The 20,040-nt window shown below is 38.5% G+C and carries 24 protein-coding genes and 2 pseudogenes; 19 read left to right on the top strand and 7 right to left on the bottom strand.

Annotated features, from left to right (window positions below):
• Positions 1 to 35 precede the first annotated feature (35 nt).
• The 10 genes and pseudogenes from KA717_38535 to KA717_38490 all read left to right on the top strand — a co-directional run bounded on the left by KA717_38535 (position 36) and on the right by KA717_38490 (position 10,741).
• A complete protein-coding gene (locus KA717_38535; GenBank protein ID UXE61210.1) occupies positions 36 to 1,490 on the top strand; it encodes a serine/threonine-protein kinase in 1,455 nt (484 codons plus the stop codon).
• A 376-nt stretch (positions 1,491 to 1,866) separates the two neighbouring features.
• On the top strand, positions 1,867 to 2,133 hold the full coding sequence (locus KA717_38530; GenBank protein ID UXE61209.1) for a hypothetical protein: 267 nt from the start codon (positions 1,867 to 1,869) through the stop codon (positions 2,131 to 2,133).
• A gap of 202 nt (positions 2,134 to 2,335) precedes the next feature.
• Positions 2,336 to 2,518, top strand: a complete 183-nt coding sequence (locus tag KA717_38525; protein UXE61208.1) for a hypothetical protein — start codon at positions 2,336 to 2,338, stop codon at positions 2,516 to 2,518.
• Between the two features lie 319 nt (positions 2,519 to 2,837).
• A complete protein-coding gene (locus KA717_38520) occupies positions 2,838 to 3,605 on the top strand; it encodes a class I SAM-dependent methyltransferase (GenBank protein ID UXE61207.1) in 768 nt (255 codons plus the stop codon).
• A gap of 534 nt (positions 3,606 to 4,139) precedes the next feature.
• Positions 4,140 to 4,595, top strand: coding sequence for a MarR family winged helix-turn-helix transcriptional regulator (locus KA717_38515; protein UXE61206.1), 456 nt, complete (start codon positions 4,140 to 4,142; stop codon positions 4,593 to 4,595).
• Between the two features lie 54 nt (positions 4,596 to 4,649).
• A complete protein-coding gene (locus tag KA717_38510; GenBank protein UXE61205.1) occupies positions 4,650 to 6,011 on the top strand; it encodes an SCP2 sterol-binding domain-containing protein in 1,362 nt (453 codons plus the stop codon).
• 672 nt (positions 6,012 to 6,683) lie between these two features.
• On the top strand, positions 6,684 to 8,108 hold the full coding sequence (locus KA717_38505; protein ID UXE61204.1) for a hypothetical protein: 1,425 nt from the start codon (positions 6,684 to 6,686) through the stop codon (positions 8,106 to 8,108).
• A gap of 353 nt (positions 8,109 to 8,461) precedes the next feature.
• On the top strand, positions 8,462 to 8,812 hold the full coding sequence (locus tag KA717_38500) for a hypothetical protein (protein UXE61203.1): 351 nt from the start codon (positions 8,462 to 8,464) through the stop codon (positions 8,810 to 8,812).
• Between the two features lie 8 nt (positions 8,813 to 8,820).
• Positions 8,821 to 9,222, top strand: a complete 402-nt coding sequence (locus KA717_38495; protein ID UXE61202.1) for an HNH endonuclease — start codon at positions 8,821 to 8,823, stop codon at positions 9,220 to 9,222.
• Between the two features lie 178 nt (positions 9,223 to 9,400).
• Positions 9,401 to 10,741 (top strand): annotated as a pseudogene (locus KA717_38490) (IS5 family transposase).
• Positions 10,742 to 11,145: 404 nt separating this feature from the next.
• Here KA717_38490 and KA717_38485 read toward each other — a convergent pair.
• Positions 11,146 to 11,355 (bottom strand): hypothetical protein, encoded by a 210-nt coding sequence (locus tag KA717_38485; protein UXE61201.1) that lies wholly within the window; start codon positions 11,353 to 11,355, stop codon positions 11,146 to 11,148.
• A 96-nt stretch (positions 11,356 to 11,451) separates the two neighbouring features.
• On the opposite strand from KA717_38485, the pseudogene KA717_38480 reads away from it, so the two are divergent.
• Both KA717_38480 and KA717_38475 read left to right on the top strand, forming a co-directional pair.
• A pseudogene (locus KA717_38480) lies at positions 11,452 to 11,754 on the top strand (ISKra4 family transposase).
• Between the two features lie 206 nt (positions 11,755 to 11,960).
• Positions 11,961 to 12,479 (top strand): transposase, encoded by a 519-nt coding sequence (locus KA717_38475; protein ID UXE64917.1) that lies wholly within the window; start codon positions 11,961 to 11,963, stop codon positions 12,477 to 12,479.
• Positions 12,480 to 12,659: 180 nt separating this feature from the next.
• On the opposite strand, the gene KA717_38470 is transcribed toward KA717_38475, so the two are convergent.
• Both KA717_38470 and KA717_38465 read right to left on the bottom strand, forming a co-directional pair.
• Complete coding sequence (locus KA717_38470) at positions 12,660 to 13,739, bottom strand: IS1 family transposase (GenBank protein ID UXE61200.1); 1,080 nt, start codon at positions 13,737 to 13,739, stop codon at positions 12,660 to 12,662.
• Between the two features lie 94 nt (positions 13,740 to 13,833).
• Complete coding sequence (locus tag KA717_38465; GenBank protein UXE61199.1) at positions 13,834 to 13,983, bottom strand: hypothetical protein; 150 nt, start codon at positions 13,981 to 13,983, stop codon at positions 13,834 to 13,836.
• Positions 13,984 to 14,302: 319 nt separating this feature from the next.
• Here KA717_38465 and KA717_38460 point away from each other — a divergent pair, with 319 nt between their 5' ends.
• Positions 14,303 to 15,301 carry an IS630 family transposase gene (locus KA717_38460; GenBank protein ID UXE64916.1) on the top strand — a complete coding sequence of 333 codons (999 nt, stop codon included), beginning with the start codon at positions 14,303 to 14,305 and terminating at the stop codon, positions 15,299 to 15,301.
• 100 nt (positions 15,302 to 15,401) lie between these two features.
• On the opposite strand, the gene KA717_38455 is transcribed toward KA717_38460, so the two are convergent.
• The 4 genes from KA717_38455 to KA717_38440 form a co-directional block, all read right to left on the bottom strand.
• Complete coding sequence (locus tag KA717_38455) at positions 15,402 to 15,647, bottom strand: toxin-antitoxin system HicB family antitoxin (protein UXE61198.1); 246 nt, start codon at positions 15,645 to 15,647, stop codon at positions 15,402 to 15,404.
• A complete protein-coding gene (locus tag KA717_38450; protein ID UXE61197.1) occupies positions 15,644 to 16,072 on the bottom strand; it encodes a putative toxin-antitoxin system toxin component, PIN family in 429 nt (142 codons plus the stop codon). The genes KA717_38455 and KA717_38450 overlap by 4 nt, the downstream gene beginning before the upstream one ends.
• Before the next feature lie 387 nt (positions 16,073 to 16,459).
• Entirely contained in the window at positions 16,460 to 16,699 is a 240-nt protein-coding gene (locus tag KA717_38445) for a type II toxin-antitoxin system HicA family toxin (GenBank protein UXE61196.1), read from the bottom strand.
• Positions 16,699 to 16,917: a hypothetical protein gene (locus KA717_38440; protein UXE61195.1), complete on the bottom strand. Its 219-nt coding sequence runs from the start codon at positions 16,915 to 16,917 to the stop codon at positions 16,699 to 16,701. Before KA717_38440 ends, KA717_38445 begins: the two co-directional genes overlap by 1 nt.
• A gap of 254 nt (positions 16,918 to 17,171) precedes the next feature.
• On the opposite strand from KA717_38440, the gene KA717_38435 reads away from it, so the two are divergent.
• From KA717_38435 to KA717_38410, 6 genes are all read left to right on the top strand, one after another.
• Entirely contained in the window at positions 17,172 to 17,492 is a 321-nt protein-coding gene (locus tag KA717_38435) for a type II toxin-antitoxin system RelE/ParE family toxin (protein ID UXE61194.1), read from the top strand.
• The gene (locus KA717_38430) at positions 17,470 to 17,772 is read left to right on the top strand and encodes a putative addiction module antidote protein (GenBank protein UXE61193.1); all 303 of its coding nucleotides are present in this window, start codon (positions 17,470 to 17,472) and stop codon (positions 17,770 to 17,772) included. The genes KA717_38435 and KA717_38430 overlap by 23 nt, the downstream gene beginning before the upstream one ends.
• 671 nt (positions 17,773 to 18,443) lie before the next feature.
• Positions 18,444 to 18,680, top strand: a complete 237-nt coding sequence (locus tag KA717_38425; GenBank protein UXE61192.1) for a hypothetical protein — start codon at positions 18,444 to 18,446, stop codon at positions 18,678 to 18,680.
• A 4-nt stretch (positions 18,681 to 18,684) separates the two neighbouring features.
• The gene (mazF, locus tag KA717_38420) at positions 18,685 to 19,029 is read left to right on the top strand and encodes an endoribonuclease MazF (GenBank protein UXE61191.1); all 345 of its coding nucleotides are present in this window, start codon (positions 18,685 to 18,687) and stop codon (positions 19,027 to 19,029) included.
• A gap of 504 nt (positions 19,030 to 19,533) precedes the next feature.
• Positions 19,534 to 19,698, top strand: coding sequence for an addiction module killer (locus KA717_38415; protein UXE61190.1), 165 nt, complete (start codon positions 19,534 to 19,536; stop codon positions 19,696 to 19,698).
• Positions 19,676 to 19,978, top strand: a complete 303-nt coding sequence (locus tag KA717_38410; GenBank protein ID UXE61189.1) for a putative addiction module antidote protein — start codon at positions 19,676 to 19,678, stop codon at positions 19,976 to 19,978. The genes KA717_38415 and KA717_38410 overlap by 23 nt, the downstream gene beginning before the upstream one ends.
• The last annotated feature ends 62 nt before the right edge of the window (positions 19,979 to 20,040 follow it).

Genomic DNA, 20,040 nt, shown 5'->3' with positions numbered 1-20,040 from the left:
CAGATTGCACTTTAAACTGTAGGAGAATTAAGTCAATGATAAAACTCCAAAATAGATATCAACTTCTCAAAAAAATCGGTGGTGGAACCTTTGGCGATACCTACTTAGCCGAGGATAGAAATTTACCAGGGAATCCGCTCTGTTTGGTTAAGCATTTAAAGCGAAATCCTGATCCTAGAGGTTTTGCCATTGCCTTCCGATTGTTTGAGCAGGAAGCTGAAATTTTACATAACTTGGGTAAACATGATCAAATTCCCAGACTCTTTGCCCATATTGAAGAAAACGGAGAATTTTATCTTGTTCAGGAATTTGTAGATGGACATGACTTAACAACAGAAATTATCCCTGGCAGAAAGTTTAGTGAACAACAAACGATTAAATTAATTACTGAAATTTTGGAAGTTTTAATAATTCTCCATAATCAAAACATTATTCATCGGGATCTTAAGCCATCAAATATCATGCGTCGCAAAGATGGCAAAATTATTTTGATTGATTTTGGGGCAATTAAAGAAATTCTAGCTTTGACAGTCAACTCTCAGGGGCAAACCAGTCTAACTGTGGGAATTGGTACTCCTGGTTATATTCCCGATGAGCAAGCCAATGGTAGACCTCGATTAGCTAGTGATATTTATGCTGTGGGTATGATTGCTATTCAAGCTGTAACTGGAATGGTGCCGGGACAATTTCCAGAAGATTCAAATACTGGGGAAATTATCTGGCGTAATTATGCCCAAATTAGTGATAGATTTGCTGAGGTTTTAACTAAGATGGTGCGCGACCATTTTAGTCAGCGTTACAATAATGCAACTGAGGCTTTACAAGCACTAATTCCACCTGATAAACCTGTAGTATCAACTCCACCTTTCAAAACTATAGTATCACCTCCTCCTCCATCACCTAAAAAGTTTCCCACAAAAATCTTCGCAGGTGTAGGAGCAGCAATAACTATTAGTTTTGCAGGTGTTTATGTTATTACTCACCTGCCATCGAATCAAAGTTCTGAAACAATATCTTCAACATCTCAATCTAACGATTCTCCAACAACATCTACAACTTCTCAACCCACCACTCAACTGCAAACAACTAAAGCTGATTTTCGTAATTTAGATCAACTTTTAGCAGCCGGAAAATGGGAAGAAGCTGATGCAGAAACATGGGAATTGATGAAGAAAATTACTAATAATAGATTTTATTTAGGCCCAAACGACTACGAAAACTTTCCTAGTGAGGAACTTCGCATAATGGATCAACTTTGGGTAAAATATAGTAACGGGCGCTTTGGTTTTAGTGTCCAGAAAGAAATCTGGATTGAATCTGGAGGCACTCCAGGTATATATAATTCCGATGTGGATAACAAATTTTCTGCCAAAATTGTCGGACACCTGCCTGAAATGTGGCGTTTGGGAGCCGCAAAAAGTCAAGGTATGTCGTTTCCACCACCGCTGCCATCAGTGGAAGTTTCTACTCTTCTCTTCTCTAGACTATAGCAGATAAAGGCTTCAGGTGATCATAAAGATTTCTTATGAAAGAATTTAGTGCGATCGCCGCTTCGTAGACTGAGTTGACAACAGGAAACCCAGAATTGCTTTTCTCTGGTAATACTAATTCAGAAGCCAGACTGAACTTTAAACTGTAGATGTGATCGCTAAAATGAGAGGGAGATCTGTGTTTACTTGCTACTACAGCAAAATAGAAATGCAATCAGGGTATGGGTTTTGAATTAGAGGCGATCCTGTTTGGGATTCAGAATGTAGAGTTAAGAGGCGATCGCAGTCACCCCTTATCCGTTACCCTAGAAAATAGAAAAGGAAAAGCGGCCAACTTCTCCCTCTCAATTGAAAATCTCCAGAGGAATCAGAACTTATGCCTAACCCCACTGTAGAAATTAAATTAGAAGATGTTTTAGTCAGCATCCAAAAAGACCTGAAAGAAATTCGAGACGATTTAACCGATCTCAAAGTCTCCCAAGCAGAAATCCGAGGCGATATAAAAGTCCTTGATGAAAAGGTTACAGGCATTGGGAAACGTCTTGAAAATCAGGAATTTGTGAGCAAGGGAATTTTAGGGGGATTACTTCTCATTGTTTTGGGTGGGGCCGCTAAATATTTTGGGTTTGTGCCTAAACCCTAAGAAGCTTGAGCGAGATCGCCGCTTCGTAGCCGCTTCTTAGGCTAAGTTAACAACTGGAAAGTCAGACTGCGCTTTAAGTTGTAACTGTGGATGCGATCGCTAAAACGAGAAAGCGATCAGGGTATAGATTTTGAGTGAGAGGTGATCGCCTGTTGGAACTTTATGAAGGGGGAGAACACCTTTTCAACAATTATTTGAGGTTTTGATATCGGCGATCGCGGCGGTTTTAATGGCGGAGGGAATGGAGGAAACGGTGGCGAAACAGCAAGCTGAAAAAGCGGTTATTTTGGTGCAAGGTTCTTTGATTTTGTCTCAGGGTTTAAATAATGCTCAGGTATTTAAACGGATTATTAGCGATCTTCCCACAGAATTACTTCTGAGTTAGAATTGTCATCAACAATAGGGCGATCATCCTTTTCCGAATGTATTACTCACTTGTTCAAGGAGCTTTTTGGGCGTTTTTTCCATCGGGCGATATTCAGAATTTTTCTGGATAGTGTGACTATCTGGTATGCTATCCAGAAAGTTTCTATCTATCACTGGAGAATCTACGGAATGTTTCTGGCTATCCTTATCTATAAGGTGAATATGCGGAAACTTTCTGTTTTTTGTCCTCTGGGGGGTGACTGGACGGAGAATGTCGGTATAATGAACAATTAGGACTCTACGATCAACAACAAACATATACATTTCAAAGAGGACGCATGAACGAAAAGTTAAAATATGAATTAGAGTCGTTCGAGGGTATGTGGAAAGATGGGTATTTTGAAGGAGACCCCCTCAATCCAATGGCAAGATCAAGTTATAGGCAATTGGGTTTTATAAGTACCTTGCACGCAACGTATCTCCGATGTATAAGACCTTATGTGAATAGTAATACTGTTTCATTAGAAATTGGCCCTGGCAGAGGCGCATGGACAAGATCATTGTTGCCATCAAAAGAGGTCTATGCTCTGGATGCTTTGCCAGAAGAACATAATAGATTTTTCGAATACCTTGGATATCCGAAGAATGTGAAATACTTTCAGGTCAAAGATTTCAAGTGTGAAATACTACCAGAAGAATATTTTGACTACATGTTCTCATATGGTTGCTTATGTCATGTTTCACTTGAAGGAATTAGAGAATACGCAGTGAATATCTATCCAAAGCTAAAACGAGGCAGCAACTGTTTTTGGATGGTTGCAGACCATGACAAATATAACAGTGCAGTTTCAAATCTGAACGATCTGAGCATTTTGACTGCCATGATTCCAAGATCGCGAATGTATCTGCCTCTAAAATGGCTCTCCAGATATCTCGTCAGGAGAATTGGGCCAGCAAGTATAGCGGAACAGCCGCAACCTTCGAAATGGTATAACGCTGGTATTGAAAGAACATGTTCTATGCTAAAGGAGGTTGGCTACCACATCGTTGATCCTGATGTAGGAACTTGTCTTAGAGATCCGGTAATACACTTCATAAAACCCTAGAAAATCGTTCCAGCGGACGAGCTGATGCACGCCGTTAAACTCAAACGTTATACCAAACCGAAAAGTCTGCAAAAGCTATCGGCTTCTAGCCAGGACTAAGCACTCAAAAATGATTTGCTTCATTGATGAGTTCCGAGAAGTTATTGGAGATCGCAAAGTACAAGTAATTGATAAGCGATCAGTGTATAACACATCAATTGGAGCGGACAATGTTTCGGTGTTGAGTAGGAGGCGATCATCCCTTAACTTTAATTAAAAAAGCGATCGCAATTAATAAACTTCAGAAAAAAACAAAAATTTTTAGATGGAAACCTGATCAGGGACTACTGTAATCTTCATTCCAACTGTTTTGAGTATTTTCTCAATCGTTGATAAATGATGATGGCAGAGGGAATCAAGGCAAATGTGGGAAAACAGCAAGCTAAAAAAGCGGTTATTTTGGTGCAGGGGTCTTTGATTTTGGCTCATGATTGGCAAAGTTTCTAAGCACAAAGAGTACTTGACAAAATTTCATTGCATGTATATACATATAATATGAGTAATTCAACTGCAAAGACTAAACTTGCGATCGCTACTCAAGTACCTGAAGCCTGTATGGGACTGCACATCCGTCAAGCATCGCGTATTTTAACGCAAGTTTACGATGACGCATTACGTTCAATTGACTTGGAGATCAATCAATTTACGTTACTGGTGGCAATTTATCTATTCAAGGAGGTGTCAATTACGCGGTTAGGACAAGAGTTGTTTACGGATCAAACCACTATTACTCGAAACATTAAGGTATTAGAAAAACGAGGATTGATCGCAACTCACCCTGGCGAAGATCGGCGTATTAAATTAGTCTCGTTGACACTTCAGGGACAAATGCTTCTTGATCGCGCATTTCCTTTATGGGAGAAGGTACAAGCCGAACTAAAACAACATTTTGGAACGCAAAAATGGCAAACTTTGCTATCGTTGTTGTCTGAAGTAAAAAGCTTAAGCTAATAAAAAAGAATCATAATATGTATGTACATGCAATAGTTTTCTTTGGAGGATTTAATGACAAAATTTGATGATCATCCCACCGTTAAGCTTTTGCGATCGCAACAAAAATCTCAAGAGCAGAATCCGCAAAGTATGATTTCATCGCCGCTAGATCGCGATTGGTTGCGTTCGTTCTGCTTGGATTTGGGAGTTGATGATGTGGGTTTTGTGAGTATCAATCAACCCGAAATCGACGATCAACGGACTAAGCTATTACAGGCTTTTCCGCAGACAAAAAGTTTGATTAGTTTTGTCTGTCGCATGAATCGGGATGATGTTCGCAATCCCGCCCGCTCCGTCGCCAATCTGGAATTTCACCATGCAGGAGAGGAAATCAACACGATCGCTCGCAAAATAGTCAAAGAATTAGAAGATCGGGGGATAAGAGCAATCAATCCAGCGATGGGATTTCCGATGGAAGCCCAAGACTTTCTCAACGTCGGTAAAAATGTCTGGGTGGTTTCTCACAAACCGATCGCTGTCGCTGCAGGATTGGGACATATGGGCATTCATCGCAATGTGATTCATCCTAAATTTGGCAACTTTATTCTCTTGGGTACAGTGCTGATGGATGCGGAGGTAACGGAATATGATCACCCCATTGATTACAATCCCTGCGTGGAGTGCAAACTCTGTGTAGCTGCCTGTCCCGTGGGGGCGATCGCTTCGGATGGTAGCTTCAATTTCTCGGCTTGCTATACCCACAATTATCGCGAATTTTTAGGTGGCTTTACCGATTGGGCAAAGAATATTGCCGAAAGTAAGTCGGCGAAAGATTATGAGCGCAAAGTGGGTGAAGAAGACTCGGCAGCCATGTGGCAAAGTCTATCCTTTGGAGCTAACTACAAAGCAGCCTACTGCCTCGCTGCCTGTCCTGCTGGTGAAGATGTGATGGCTCCTTTTTTGCATAACCGTAAAGAATTTATTAAGGAGATCGTCAAACCCCTGCAAGATAAGGTCGAGACATTGTATGTCATTTCTGGTTCAGATGCTGAAGCCCATGCTGCTAAACGCTTTCCCCACAAGCAGATCAAGTTGGTTCGCAATAGCCTAACGCCCATTTCCATCGCAGGCTTTAAGAATGGAATGGCCTTGACCTTTCAACCGAATCAAGCGAAAGGAATCAATGCAAGGTATCACTTCCTATTTACTGGGCAGGAATTTTCTCAGTTCACGGTCAACATCTCCAATCAAGTTTGTGAAGTTCAGGATGGATTGGTAGGTAAGCCCGATCTGATCGTCAAGGCGGATAGTAAAACTTGGATTGCTTTTTTGCGGAAATACCAAAACATTGTCTTGGCAATTTTGACACGCAAAATCCGCGTCAAAGGCGATATTCGTTTATTGCTCAAATTCGGAAAATGCTTCCCATCTTAAGCCAACTTGTTCTTAATTCATAAAAATGCGGCGATACTTTTATGAACTAAGAATCAAATCCTTGGCGATCGCTCTATCAATCATGACTCGCAGTAATAGTGATCGCCATTAAGAGATAGATTGTTGGTGCGATCGCACTTCATCAGAGAAAGTGATCGCAGTAACTCGATGAATTAGCCAAAAACGCAGTTACAATATCCCTACAAGATCAGCGATCAAGCTTGAGTCGGCACGCAGTAAACCACAATGAGGTTATTATTTCCCATAGTTGGGTTGCGTTCCTTAACCCAACCTACAAGATCGGCGATCACACTAACTTTATTCGAGAAGCAATCATAATAAATACAGTTTATAAATTTATGTTAAAATATGTTGTGTAAACCATAGAGGAAAATTGAGTTATGGCTAAGAATACAGGTAAAGGGTATCGTCGAGGCGCTGTAGATGCTCGTAGTCAAGCATTTAACCCTACTACTGAACAGTGGGTAAAGCGTAATACGGAGAATGGACAGTTTATTGACGTAAGGCAAAACGGCGAACCGTTTAAGGGGGTGCGGAAGGAGGACTAAAAGATAGTCTAGTTCTATTTTGTTAGGGTTGTAGCTCTTAGTCGCAACCCTAGTTTTTTACATTTCCATGATAACTATCCATTCCACTTGAAGTTATAGTTTTATGCCTAAAAGAATAAGCGAGATTTTTGGGGTTGCTGAGGAAGACCTAAGAAAAGAAGGGGTATTTAACGGATTCATAGATCTTGACTCTAAGTTCTATGTTGATCCCCATCTTCTTGAGAGCACAAAAGTTCCAGAACTTGCGAACTCATATCTAAGTTTCAAAACTCATTTTACGAAAATTGTTCATCTTTTAGAGGTAACCAAACATTCTGGCGATAGGTTCTTTCGTGCAGCCCACAAAAAATTGATATTTCCAGAATTGCCATTTGTATCTTTAGGCTATTCTACAGAGGGCACATCAGGTAGTGGTATTGGTTCAGGGATTGCTTTGAATCTAACCAACACAGCTTGGGAAATCATACAAGCAGGCATAACCGATCCAGTTATTTTTGAGATAGTTGGACTTATTGAAGAAAATATTGGTGCTGATCGAATCAGCGATATGGCGATTCATATAATTCTTCTGGACTTACTGACTTACTCAGAACGAATTGCTAAAAATCTTAATTTAAATACCTGCCAAGCAAAAGCACGCGGAAAGGAATTTTTGCTGCCAGCCATTTCTGGTAGCAATCGCCCTACAGTATTGATTCCTTGCGAGATTCTCAATGACCTTCCTGTAGCAAATGGTTGGGATGATATTGATCGTGTTTGTGCTCATAACGAGGACTTGCGTAATCGCATAAATGAAATCATCGGAGATGCTTGGAAGGATGAATCAGGAAAGAGAAGAAGAATCACGAAACGCGAGTTGAAATATATTCTCCTTCATCATCCCGAAGTACTGCAAGATTTAGTAGAACAATACAAGAGAAATCCTGCTGAAAAATACGATTTTGATAAAGATCCATCAGGACAACTCATTTGGCATGATATCGCAAGAAAATACGCCAATCTTTATCCACTCTTGTTAGGTGTAGATAAAGTAACTCCTGAAAATATTCTTCAGTTAGTTCTCAAGATATGTAATCATTTTAAGGTTTTGGTTGAAGTTAATGGTTTGTCTGTACATTTTTGGGATGAATCAAAAAAAACGCGAAATGAGCGTTTTGCACAGTTGCTTTTCTTTGGCATAGCTGATGCCTATTGCGGTGCTCATAACCTAGATTTAAATAGAGAACCTAACGCAGGAAGGGGACCAGTTGATTTCAAGATCTCTAGCGGCTATAATGCACGAGTAAATGTTGAGATAAAATACACATCAAATAACATCAGAACGGGTTATGAGAAACAACTTCCTATATACGATGCTGCTGAACGGACACAATACAGTATTTTCCTGATTATAAGAACCACTGAGTCCATAAAAGCTTTAGAGGAGCTAATCAAATTCAGGAAGGATCAAGTGACTGCTGGTAAAAGAGCACCAGAGATTTTTGTGGTTGATGGAAGAGTTTTACCCACCGCAAGTCAAGTTCGATAGAGGTAATAACTTCATAATTCAAATAACATAGATTCGGAGAATAAAAATTTCTTTGATTTTATTTTCCTTAACCGAGATTAGGAAAGCGAAGTTGCCAGACCTCATAATTGAGTACTGATAAGTTATTTCCGATCACAAAGACAAATAATTGTTAGGCGATCGCCTAAAACTCAAGAGTCACAGAAATAGCGATTGCCTTTAGGAGATAGATATTGAAGCGATCGCCTAAAAATCACGACTTACAGTAACAGCGATCGTAATACCGCAAACCTTGTAGCACATAGATAATTGAGGCAACTGCGATATTTATCAACGCTATAATGGGAGGAAGTAAGTGATCTTTAAGTTGAAAAATGACTACAGTATCAATCTTGCCAATATCAAGTGTTAGCGGCGAAAAATCTTATCGGGCGATCGCTGGAGATAAGCAGTGGGTTGGTAAAACTGCGGGACAGGCTCTAGATGGTTTAACTGCTCAGCTAGGTGAAGCTGAATTTACAGCGTTACTCGTCATCCAAAGTTTTCATCCTGACCCATTTTTTAGTGCCGATCAACAAAATCGGCTGTCGGAGTTGATGGATTTATGGCGAGTAGCACGCGATCGCGGAGAAACATTACTATTGGAGCAACAAGCGGAGCTAGATAATTTAGTTGAAGCTGAACTAAGAGCAGCAACTGCACGAACAACTGCCTTAATGCAGTAACTAAGTCTATGAATCCCTATTACAGTGCGATCGCTGAACGTGCTAATCATCGTTGTGAATACTGCCATGCTCCAGAATTGGTTTTTAATTTTCCTTTTGAGGTTGAGCATGTCATCCCTACCTTTCGACAAGGTACAAATGAAGAATCAAATTTAGCTCTTGCCTGTCGGTCTTGTAATCTTCGTAAAGGAGCTCGTATCAGTGGTATCGATCCTGATTTAAACAATGAGGTTCAATTTTTCCATCCACGACAAAATCTGTGGGGCGAACATTTTCAAATCGATATGGAAACTGGCATAATTATAGGAATTACTGCTACTGGAAAAGTCACTGTTGAAAATTTAGGAATGAATAGTCCTGCTCAAGTGGCTGCTCGAAAGCTATGGATTCGATTGGGATTATTTCCATAATCCTGTCTAGCCCTGCTAGATGGATCGCAACTGCAAGTCTTTTAGTAGATAGATAGGGCTTGCTGAAAAAAGCTGAAACCTTTACGGAGAAAAATAGTAGGCGAATTAAGAACCGCTAGAATGCACGAAAATAGGGTAGAATGCCTCAAAACCATTGCATTAAGAAGAGAGAAAGCAGATGTACCGAAAGCAACAGTACTCAATTGAAACACCAGAAAACTTGAAAAATCTGTTCGGCGGGCAGTTAGACGAAGAAAATCGTTGGATAGAAATGTCAAAAATGATTCTTTGGGAAGAATATGAGGAAGAATATGCAAAAAACTTCACAGAAAAAAAAGGAGCCCCAGCCAAATCATTTAGAATGGCATTAGGAGCATTAATTATCAAAGAAATTTCAGGAAAAAGTGACAGAGAAACAGTAGAACAAATAAAAGAGAACCCTTATTTACAGTACTTTATAGAAATGGAAAGCTATAGTAGCAAAGAAGCATTTAATGCGTCAATGATGGTTCATTTTCGTAAAAAAATAGGAATGGAATTAATTAATAAATAAAATTAATAAAGAAATAGAAAAAAAAGCGACGGGTGTAGCGTCAGAAAAAAAGAAAATGAAGGAAAGTTATTGTTAGATGCGACTTGTACACCAGCAGATATAAAATATCCAACGGATATAGGAATATTGAATGATGCCAGAGAAAAAACAGAAAAAATAATAGATAAGCTGTATGAAGAAATAAAAGAGAAAAGGAAAGAAAAGCCGAGGACTTATAGGGAAGTGGCAAGAAAAGAGTACTTAGCCATAGCAAAAAAACGTCGTGTGTCAAAAAAAGAAAGAAGAAAAGGAACAAAAAAACAACTAGGATATATAAAAAGAAACTTGTCTCATATAGAAAAAATGATAGAAGAGGGAGCAAAGTTAGAAAAACTAACGAAAAAAGAGCAAGAAGAGCTTGTAACGATAGGAAAAGTGTATGAGCAACAGTTAGAAATGTATGAAAAAAAGACAAATAAAGTAGAAAACAGAATTGTGAGTGTAAGCCAACCTCACGTGCGTCCAATAGTGCGTGGAAAAGCGGGAAAAGCAGTAGAGTTTGGAGCTAAAATATCGGCAAGTAATGTGAATGGCTTTGTCTTCTTAGACAAATTAAGTTGGGATAATTACAACGAATCGGGAGATTTACAAGCGCGAATAGAAGAATATAAAAGGGAAACAGGATGTTATCCGGAATCGGTTCATGTGGATAAAATCTATCGAACAAAAGCGAATCGAGCTTATTGTAAAGAAAGGGATATAAGAATGAGTGGTCCCCGATTGGGAAGACCGCCGAAAGAGGTGAGCAAAGAAAAAAAGAAAGAGGCACGCTCAGATGAAAGAGTGCGTAATGCCATTGAGGGTAAATTCGGACAGGGAAAGAGGAAATTTAGTCTTGGTCGAGTGATGGCCAAACTACCTGAGACCTCGGAAACGGTAATTGCGATGAACTTTTTGGTAATGAATCTTTCTACTCTACTTCAGAAGACAAAAAGTAAAAAGTTGTAGAGTCGTTTTTCTTGTGAAAAATGGTGTTAATTTTCCTCTCTTTTGTGAGGAGTGATTTGTGTTGACCTTTTTAGACAGAAAGGAACAATAGATTAAACAAAATCTGTATTTTGATTTGTTTCCATAAGGATAAGTTATCTATGCTTTTTCAGTCCATACTTCCCTAACCCACATTTCTTTCGTTTTTTGACTTTTTCAGCAAGCCCTAGATAATAGGTAACCGTTCAGGGGGATAGCGCATTTGCCAAAATGATCAAAACCTTTGTATAGCAAGGGATAGATGAGCTTAATGCAATGGGATGAGCGCGCCCAAGAAGTCTAAAAGGCGATTCGCAACTTGATATAGGACTTTGGCTACTCAGAATTATTGGCAATGAAATCAATTACAACTGCTTGTTCATAGTGATTCCATCCAATTCCATGTAGCTCATTTTCTTGATTACCCCCTGAACGGTTACCGTCAACATTTGCTCTCGTACCGCTAGTTCTATACTTTCAAAGCTTTTCAAGTCTTCTTTTTGCGTATTTCTGACCATGATTTCTGCGATAGCTTTGAGATGGTCGTCTAATTTTTGCTTATCTTCAACGTTCATTTTTTGTACTCCAATTTTTATAACTTTTTAGATTATCCCCTTTTCCCTTCTTTGTAACTAAGCATTTATACTTACTGCAAATTTGGGATGCTCCCGCGAATTGAGGAGGTCAAGTCTTTTCTTTGGACGGGTGAAGTGGATGCCGCTATCTCCTGTTTTGAGGGATGGTCAGAGCCTCAAGCTGAGAATTTTATCATTTATTTAAACAAGCATAAACATCGGATTGTCAATTATGGTTATTTGCAGGCAGAGGGCATTTCTATTGGCTCTGGCTCTGTCGAATCTCAAGTTAAACAAATTGGTCATCGTCTTAAAATTACTGGTGCGAGTTGGAATTCTGACAATGTACCACAAGTCCTTCGTCATCGCTGTTCCTATTTAAATGATTACCTTTTTTGACTCTTTCATTTACCTCGTTAAGTATTTCTACTTATTGCAAAGGTGAGATGCTCCCGCAGATGAAGACCCAAAGACATTGCGTATATCGCTAGATGGCAAGGTAGGGGTCAAAGTGGGAGAATTTGACAGGGGTGGAAAAACGCGGGTAAAAACAGAGGCATTCTTACCATAACTTTGGAGCAGAAGTTACTCTAATTCCTTACGGAATTTTTCTACCTGAACAGAATGAATTATCTTTATTTTTTGTGTCGTCCAAATTAACAGCAGATTGCATTGGTGACATATTAGAAAGTTGGTGGGAAAGTGTAAAGCATCGCTTTAGTCATATTGAGAAATTGGTGATAAATCAGGATAATGGACCTGAAAATCATTCGCGTCGTAGTCAATTCATGCGGCGTATGATTGATTTTACAGAATCGTCAAAGCTAGATATACAATTGGCTTATTATCCGCCGTATCACAGCAAGTATAATCCGATAGAGCGTTGTTTTGGTTGGTTAGAAAAACATTGGAATGGGAGTTTACTGGATACGGTTGAAACCGTGCTTAATTTTGCTAAAACGCTAACATTCAGGGGTCAAAATCCTGTAGTGAAACTGATAGAAAAAGTTTATGAGACAGGAGTGAAGCTGAGCAAGGCTGGGATGGAAAAGGTTGAAGCACGGATTAATCGCCTTCCTAGCCTCAAAAAATGGTTTGTGGAAATCTTTGCCAAACCGCTATAATCATTGGATCATCTTTTTTCTGGTGTTCTCTCACTTGCCAACGATAACCGTCCTGTTCACCCTGCTGCCATTGGTCTTCTGATATATTTGCCAAAGTCTCAGTGGCTTCTTTCAGAGTCAGAGGGACACGGGCACTGGTATCGTCTAGCTAGAAGCTACAAACGTTGCAATACGAGAGGTTCAAGAAATCAGGCGAATTTGGAGTAAGTCCTCCCAAGTTAACCCTTTTTCAATTATACCGAGAGCTACAGCAGGAACTTTTTTCGTCGTAAAATGGCTGCGAACAAAGTTATGAACCATCCAGAAAATATCTAGGACTCGCTGTAATCCCACAACAGATTTAGCATAAGTATTTGTACGACGACGAAAGGCGGCTAAATAGCGTCGGATAGCACTATTAAATGCCTCAACGTGGTTGGCATGGACGTCCTTTTCTTCTGGTTTTTCTGTTGTCTCTGGATGTTCTGGTTTCGGAGTTTCTACTTTCTTTAGTTTACCCTCAGAATCTCGACGTTTACTACTCTTATTTTTTAGTCTTACTACAAGACCCTTCGGTAATACTTTGGTGGGACGACCTCGCTTTCCAGTCCTTAATACTTCGTGACAAATATTAAATAGCAGTTGACTATATCGCTTTTCTCCATCTGTAAATAACTGGAGAGATTCTGCACTCCTTTCAAATAATTCCGCTACCGTCATCATTGCTTCTAGAAATAATTTCTGCTCTTTTCGACCACATTTTAAATGCCAAATAAAGCGGCTTGCCCTGTCCATGAGAACGATTGTCCACCCCTCAGAGGCACTTGCTTCTTTATTTTTTCCAACTTTTGTGTATAGTTCATCCCCTTCTATTACTAATTTAACAAATTCATTCACTAAGGCGTATAAAAATAATGTCTCTTGTAATCCTGATAATTTCTTTTCCCAATTCAATATTGTTGTTTTCGCGTAGCCGAATGCTCGGGCTGCTGCATTTAATCCTATTCCTTCCATTCTGGCTTTTAATACTTTTACAATTTCACTTAATGGGGTTTCTAAGCCAGCGATTACGCTACCATAAGTCTCAGCAAAACAAGAACTACATTCTTGACAAATGAACATTTTACGTTCCCCGTTACCTTTCGTTTGATAATGAGAATGTATTTTTACGTTTTCACTATAGCAATGAGGACAGTTTTTCTTGAATAAGGCATCCTCTTTCTCTTGGCACAAGCCAACATCATTCAGGATTTTCATAGAGCTTTTCTTTAATATTGACATTGTTTTCTGTTTCCTTCTTCTTTGATATAATGACAATAATAATAGTATAATAAAAACGGGCCGATGTCTAGTCTTAAACTATTTTTCTATTTTCTCAAAGCCTTACACCATAACTTTTTCCAACTTTGATCAGACGATACCAGTTCCAACGACTGAGTTCTAATGTTAGTTCTATTTTTATCTTTGAACCCTCTACATTAATTAGTTTTGCTGTCATCATTGTTTCCTCTTTTTCACTTTTCATCTCATGTTAACACTTTTCTTTTCCTTCATCAACTAAAGGTTACACCCATTCAGATTAAGTTCTCAATCACCCACTGCTCTCTCTCTCATTTCAGCTTTGCGATCGCCTCTAATTCAAAACCCATACCCTGATCGCATTTCTATTTGGCTGTAGTAGTAAGTAAACACAGATCACCCTTTTATTTTAGCTTTGCGATCGCATCTAATTCAATGATTTGTTATAAGTAGTCATGCAAAATTAATTACCTATACAGACAAGTGCTATAATGGCCTAAATCAAAAGTAATGATACCATATAAAAAATCAAAAAGGAGATGACTATGAAGTTTATTTGTGATTTAAGTTGGGACACAAAGAAAATGCTAGAACGCATTTACAAGCAAAGTAAGCATCATCAAACAAGACAACGTGCAAAGTGCCTTCTATTGAGCTTAAAAGGAACGCCAATAAAAGAGCTAATGAAAATATTTGAAGTAACAAGAAAGACAATTTACAATTGGTTTAGTTCTTGGGAAGAAAATAAATTGTTAGGGCTGTATGATCGTGCGGGTCGAGGCAGAAAGCCAAAGTTAACAAAAGAACAAGAAAAACAAGTAAAAGAGTGGGTAAAAGAGGATCCTAAAAATCTAAAGAATGTCCAAATTAAAATAGAGAAAGAATGGGACTATAAAATCAGTAAAGATACAATTAAAAGAATTAAAAGAACTATAAAAAAGTTTGATATGAGATGGAAAAGAATGAAGAGGGGTCTGAGCAAAAGTGCTGCGGCATGGGAGTTAGAGGTGAAATTACCTAAAATAAAAGAGCTAAAAGAACAAGATGAAAAAGGAGAAATTGATCTGAGATACTTTGATGAAGCAGGCTGGGGAATGAGAGCCTGTATTCCTTATGGGTGGCAAGAAAAAGATGAGCCAGTAATATTAAAAGATGTAGAAGGAAAAAGAATTAATGTAATAGGTGTAATGAACGTAAGAAATGAGTTATATTATGAGCAGCATGAAAAAAATATTAACAGTGAAATGATAATTAGTTTTATTGATAAATTTAGTGAAAAGAAAACAGTATTGTTGATGGATCAAGCAACAATACACACAAGTGACAAAGTAATGGAAAAAATAGAAGAGTGGAAAGAGAAAAATCTAGAAATATTTTGGTTGCCAGCTTATTCACCAAAGTTAAATTTAATTGAAATACTATGGAAATTCATAAAATATGAATGGGTAGAAGTAAGTGCGTATGAAAGCAAAAAGAGTTTACGCAATTACCTCACAAAAGTGCTTGAAGGCTTCGGGACTGAGTATGTAATTAATTTTGCATGATCACTTACCCTGATTGCTCCCTCATTTTAGCCTGATGGCACAATCTCGACTAGAAACAGACAACTTTAACGGGCGTATCGGTTTGGTATAACCAGTCTAGTTAGCCAGTCGGGAGTACATCATATGGTTCTGGTTCCACATCGGAAACTTTTGCTAAAATTGCTTCATATTTTGAGCAACTACCTCTTTTAGCTCTTTCTTTGAGGTAATTCTCTGTCATCAAAGCTGATAGCTTTTCCGCGATCGCAGTAGATATAAATTGATCGATAGAAATGCCATCACGACTGGCAAGGTCATACAAGCTTTTTTGTAATGAGTCAGGAATTTGAACTTGAACGATACTCATGGCAACTTTCCTATTAAGCGTAAAAACTCTGAAGGCTCTAGCAAATTTAACCCAAACTGCTCTACGCCAGCAAAGTCACGAGTGTTATATGTAATTATACTCTCGCATCCTGCTTTGACGGCAAGCTCTAATACCATTTCATCTTTGGGATCGTGTAGGAATGGTCGCCAAAGAAAGAAAATTTTATGCGGTACTCCTACTGCACAGTAGAAATCAATTAGGTCATCTACTTCTTCTCGACTCAAGTAAAGGTTTGGTAATTCCCGTAGTAAAACTTCTGTATATTCGAGGACGAGAGGTACTGACAAATGTATATCAAATTGTCCAGTATCAATTAGTGTTAGTAATTTGAATGCGCTACCACGCCTAGACATCAATCCCGCAACAATGACATTGGTGTCAATAACGACTTGAGGTAATGGCATTTGGAACTGAAAAGTGACTATCGGTAAGCCCTAACTCTATCATTCAGAGGACGAAAAAAGGCGCGTTACATTTCTACAAGATCGGAGATCGCCTCTAATTCAAAACCCATACCCTGATCGCATTTCTATTTGGCTGTAGTAGTAAGTAAACACCGATCGCTCTGTCATTTTAACCTTGTGATCGCCTCTAACTCAATGATTTGTTATAGTCCGAATCGCTCTCTCATTTTAGCCTTGCATCTACGGTTGCAGATTAAAGTGCAATCTGGGTTCGTTAATACTACCAGAGAAAAGTAATTCTGGGTTTCCTGTTGTTAACCCAAATCGCGGAAGTATGTGATTGCACTTCATCCCTACAAAACGCGATCGCCTTTAAAAAATTTTGTCTTAAGCCTTTTCATATACAGTAATAAAATCATCTCGTGAGATACCCGCTTGAGTGCAAATACTCCTTAATGTAGAGCTTTTAATTTGCTTATGATTCGGTAGCGTTAAAGGTGTTGTTGTTCTATCCAAATTTTTTCTAACCATAGAAATATGCTCTTTTTCCCTAACGATTGAAAATCCAAATTGTTCAAGGACTTTGATAACTTTGGCTTTAGGGGCATCAACGGGAAATTTTGCCATTAGACGATTGCCTCTACGACGAAAGCTTCTAAGACCGATGAGTCGGCTTCGAGAACTGATTCTCCAAAGGTTTCAATATGAAAAGCGATCGCCGACCGCACATCATTAAGCGCATCTTCATAGGTATCACCTTCACCAACTACTACGCCTTGAATTCCCAATGGATAGGCAATATAGCCATCATGATGCTTTTCTACAACGATTTTAATGGATTTCATAAATTGTTGATAGTTTACAGGGATGTCTTGATCCTATCTCATTTTCTAGATGGCTTTAATAAAGATACTGGTGATCGCCTCTCATTCAATGATTTGTTATACCCTGATCGCCCTCTCATTTTAACCTTGCGATCGCCTCTCATTCAATGATTTGTTATACCCTGATCGCTCTCTCATTTTAGCCTTGTTGTTTTGTATCCCTTGAGATACAATGGACAAAGCACCACTTAAGGTGATTAGGAAAAACAATCGCTATGCAAGAAATTCAAATTATCACAACCGACGAATTTGAAAAATGGTTGCGTGGCATTGTGGATATTCGTAGTCGTAGAAAAATCACTCTACGCATTCAACGATTAAAATTAGGTAAATTTGGCGATTACAAATCAGTTGGTAAAGAAATTTATGAATTGAGAATTCATTTCGGGCCAGGCTACCGAGTCTATTTTGCAAAAAAAGGAGATCTTTTTGTTATTCTTCTTGTCGGTGGAGAAAAAAGTTCTCAATCAAAAGATATTACCCAATCTCAAGTACTTTGGCAGGAGATTAAAAATGACGACTTTGAGAAACTTTGATGATTTTATTGTAGAGGAACTTCATAATCCTGAATTTGCTTCTGATTATCTCCAAGATGCTTTAGAAGAAGGGGGTATTCCGCTTTTTCTAATTGCTCTCAGACAAATTGTACAACATCAAAAAGGCTTAACAAAAGTCGCTGAAGAAACTGGATTAGGACGAGAAAGTCTCTATAAAACGCTTTCTGAACAAGGTAATCCCCATTTATCAACAATTGAGAAAATACTCAAAACAGTTGGAATGAAGATTACAGTAATCTCTGATCATGTTTCTATCTAAAAAAATTCGTTTTTTCTGAAGTTTGTTAATGGCGATCACTTTTTTAAATCAAAATTTCCCCGCCGCAAGCGGACGGGGTATGGAAAATGTTTTGCTCGCAAACCGACGGTTTTCATTGCAACTTTAATTTTTTCGCTGCGAGCAGCGGGGAATTTACCCGATAGAGATTAAAGTTAAGGGATGATCGCCTCTAACTCAAAACCCATATCCTGATCACTCTCTCATTTTAGTGATCGCATCCACAGTTACAGCTTAAAGTGCAGTCTAGTTTCTAGTTCGTGCTAATAGAGAAAAGTGATTCTGGGTTTCCTGTTGTCAAACCAGCCTACGAAGCGGCGATCGCGTGGCGGCACTGCCTGATCGTATAATTGAGCCAGTAACTATTAAAAATCTGTTATAATGGGCGTAAAATATTCGCCTTTTATAATTAGGGCTTGCTGAATAAGTATAGAACCCTTGCCAGATAATGCTTTCAAGCATTTTAAAAACGATTAGGTGCAAGGTTATGGCCTTTGGAGGCTCAAAGCCCATGCACGTCGTTGGAAAACTGGGGGTTGAAATTGGAAACTACTCTCTGAAGTCACCATTTTTCGCCTCCTGTGGCATCTAGGTTCGTTTTGTGGACTTTTTCAGCAGACCCTAATTATAGCTAGTCAATGTTAGGTAAGCCGATGAAAACTCGACAATTAACCCTAGAAATTTCTGAATCATTATTTCATAAACTAGAGAAACTATCTGAATTAACCGAAGAGCCAATCAATGAATTGGTGATTCAAATGATTACCAATAACATCTTAAATTCAACTCAAAAAGCGAAAGACTTAAATGAGCTTCTCACAATAAATTTTCCTGAAGCTCTACCTGAAATTATAGAAATAGGGGAACTTGTTGGAGCCGAAATTTTCTAAGAAGATGCCTAAAGCTTACATTCCTAAAAAAGGAGACATTATCTGGATTAATTTTAATCCTCAGTCTGGACGTGAACAAATGGGGAGAAGGCCAGCCTTAGTGATTTCTCCTAATATCTATAATCACAAAGTCGGACTAATTGTTGTCTGTCCTATCACCACAAAAGTTAAGAATTATCCCTTTGAAGTCAAGATTCCTGACGGTTTAACAATTTCAGGTGTTGTTTTAGCCGATCAAGTAAAATCTCTGGATTACCGAACGAGAGAAGCTGAGTTTGTTTGTAAAATTCCTAGTGAGACACTAGCAGAAGTAATTATTATGATTAATAAATTATTTACTCAAATTTAGGAGATCGCATTTCTATTTTGCTGTAGTAGCAAGTAAACACAGATCGCTCTCTCATTTTAGTCTTGCGATTTTGTATCCTTTGAGATACAATGAACAAAGCACCACTTAAGGTGATTAGGAAAAACAATCGCTATGCAAGAAATTCAAATTATCACAACCGACAAATTTGAAAAATGGTTGCGTGGCATTGTGGATATTCGTAGTCGTAGAAAAATCACTCTACGCATTCAAAGATTAAAATTAGGTAGGGCTTGCTGAATAAGTATGAAAGCCTTGCTAGAAAGTACTTTCAGGTATTTTGGAAACGATCAGGTGCAAGGTTATGACATTTGGAAGCTCAAAATCCATGCACTTTGCTGGAAAATTGTGGGGTAAAATTGGAAACGGATCTCTGAAGTCACCATTTTTCGCACCCTGTGGCATCTAGGTTCGTTTTGTGGACTTTTTCAGCAAGCCCTAGGTAACTTTGGCGATTACAAATCAGTTGGTAAAGAAATTTATGAATTGAGAATTCATTTTGGGCCAGGCTACCGAGTCTATTTTGCAAAAAAGGGAGAGCTTTTTGTTATTCTTCTTGTCGGTGGAGACAAAAGTTCTCAATCAAAAGATATTACCCAATCTCAACTACTTTGGCAGGAGATTAAAAATGACGACTTTGAGAAACTTTGATGATTTTATTGTCAAAGAACTTAATAACCCTGAATTTGCTTCTGATTATCTCCAAGATGCTTTAGAGGAAGGGGGGATTCCGCTTTTTCTAATTGCTCTTAGACAAATTGTACAACATCAAAAAGGCTTAACAAAAGTCGCTGAAGAAACTGGATTAGGAAGAGAAAGTCTCTATAAAACGCTTTCTGAAAAAGGTAATCCCCATTTATCAACCATTGAGAAAATACTCAAAACAGTTGGAATGAAGATTACAGTAATCCCTGATCAGGTTTCCATCTAAAATTTTTTGTTTTTTTCTGGAGTTTATTAATAGTGATCGCTTTTTTAATTCAAGTTAAGGGA

The sequence above is a fragment of the Woronichinia naegeliana WA131 genome, assembly GCA_025370055.1.
GTDB lineage: Bacteria > Cyanobacteriota > Cyanobacteriia > Cyanobacteriales > Microcystaceae > Woronichinia > Woronichinia naegeliana.
Note: the sequence above shows the minus strand (reverse complement) of the source record. Positions and strands in the feature narration are given on the sequence as shown.

Coding starts and splice junctions, on each gene's coding strand:
- KA717_38495 (UXE61202.1), top strand. CDS start 8,821: ATGAATCCCTATTACAGTGCGATCGCTGAACGTGCTAATCATCGTTGT.
- KA717_38455 (UXE61198.1), bottom strand. CDS start 15,647: ATGAGTATCGTTCAAGTTCAAATTCCTGACTCATTACAAAAAAGCTTG.
- mazF (UXE61191.1), top strand. CDS start 18,685: ATGCCTAAAGCTTACATTCCTAAAAAAGGAGACATTATCTGGATTAAT.
- KA717_38460 (UXE64916.1), top strand. CDS start 14,303: ATGAAGTTTATTTGTGATTTAAGTTGGGACACAAAGAAAATGCTAGAA.
- KA717_38530 (UXE61209.1), top strand. CDS start 1,867: ATGCCTAACCCCACTGTAGAAATTAAATTAGAAGATGTTTTAGTCAGC.
- KA717_38510 (UXE61205.1), top strand. CDS start 4,650: ATGACAAAATTTGATGATCATCCCACCGTTAAGCTTTTGCGATCGCAA.
- KA717_38465 (UXE61199.1), bottom strand. CDS start 13,983: ATGAAAAGTGAAAAAGAGGAAACAATGATGACAGCAAAACTAATTAAT.
- KA717_38535 (UXE61210.1), top strand. CDS start 36: ATGATAAAACTCCAAAATAGATATCAACTTCTCAAAAAAATCGGTGGT.
- KA717_38435 (UXE61194.1), top strand. CDS start 17,172: ATGCAAGAAATTCAAATTATCACAACCGACGAATTTGAAAAATGGTTG.
- KA717_38445 (UXE61196.1), bottom strand. CDS start 16,699: ATGGCAAAATTTCCCGTTGATGCCCCTAAAGCCAAAGTTATCAAAGTC.
- KA717_38485 (UXE61201.1), bottom strand. CDS start 11,355: ATGAACGTTGAAGATAAGCAAAAATTAGACGACCATCTCAAAGCTATC.
- KA717_38505 (UXE61204.1), top strand. CDS start 6,684: ATGCCTAAAAGAATAAGCGAGATTTTTGGGGTTGCTGAGGAAGACCTA.
- KA717_38500 (UXE61203.1), top strand. CDS start 8,462: ATGACTACAGTATCAATCTTGCCAATATCAAGTGTTAGCGGCGAAAAA.
- KA717_38425 (UXE61192.1), top strand. CDS start 18,444: ATGAAAACTCGACAATTAACCCTAGAAATTTCTGAATCATTATTTCAT.
- KA717_38410 (UXE61189.1), top strand. CDS start 19,676: ATGACGACTTTGAGAAACTTTGATGATTTTATTGTCAAAGAACTTAAT.
- KA717_38470 (UXE61200.1), bottom strand. CDS start 13,739: ATGTCAATATTAAAGAAAAGCTCTATGAAAATCCTGAATGATGTTGGC.
- KA717_38430 (UXE61193.1), top strand. CDS start 17,470: ATGACGACTTTGAGAAACTTTGATGATTTTATTGTAGAGGAACTTCAT.
- KA717_38515 (UXE61206.1), top strand. CDS start 4,140: ATGAGTAATTCAACTGCAAAGACTAAACTTGCGATCGCTACTCAAGTA.
- KA717_38450 (UXE61197.1), bottom strand. CDS start 16,072: ATGCCATTACCTCAAGTCGTTATTGACACCAATGTCATTGTTGCGGGA.
- KA717_38440 (UXE61195.1), bottom strand. CDS start 16,917: ATGAAATCCATTAAAATCGTTGTAGAAAAGCATCATGATGGCTATATT.
- KA717_38520 (UXE61207.1), top strand. CDS start 2,838: ATGAACGAAAAGTTAAAATATGAATTAGAGTCGTTCGAGGGTATGTGG.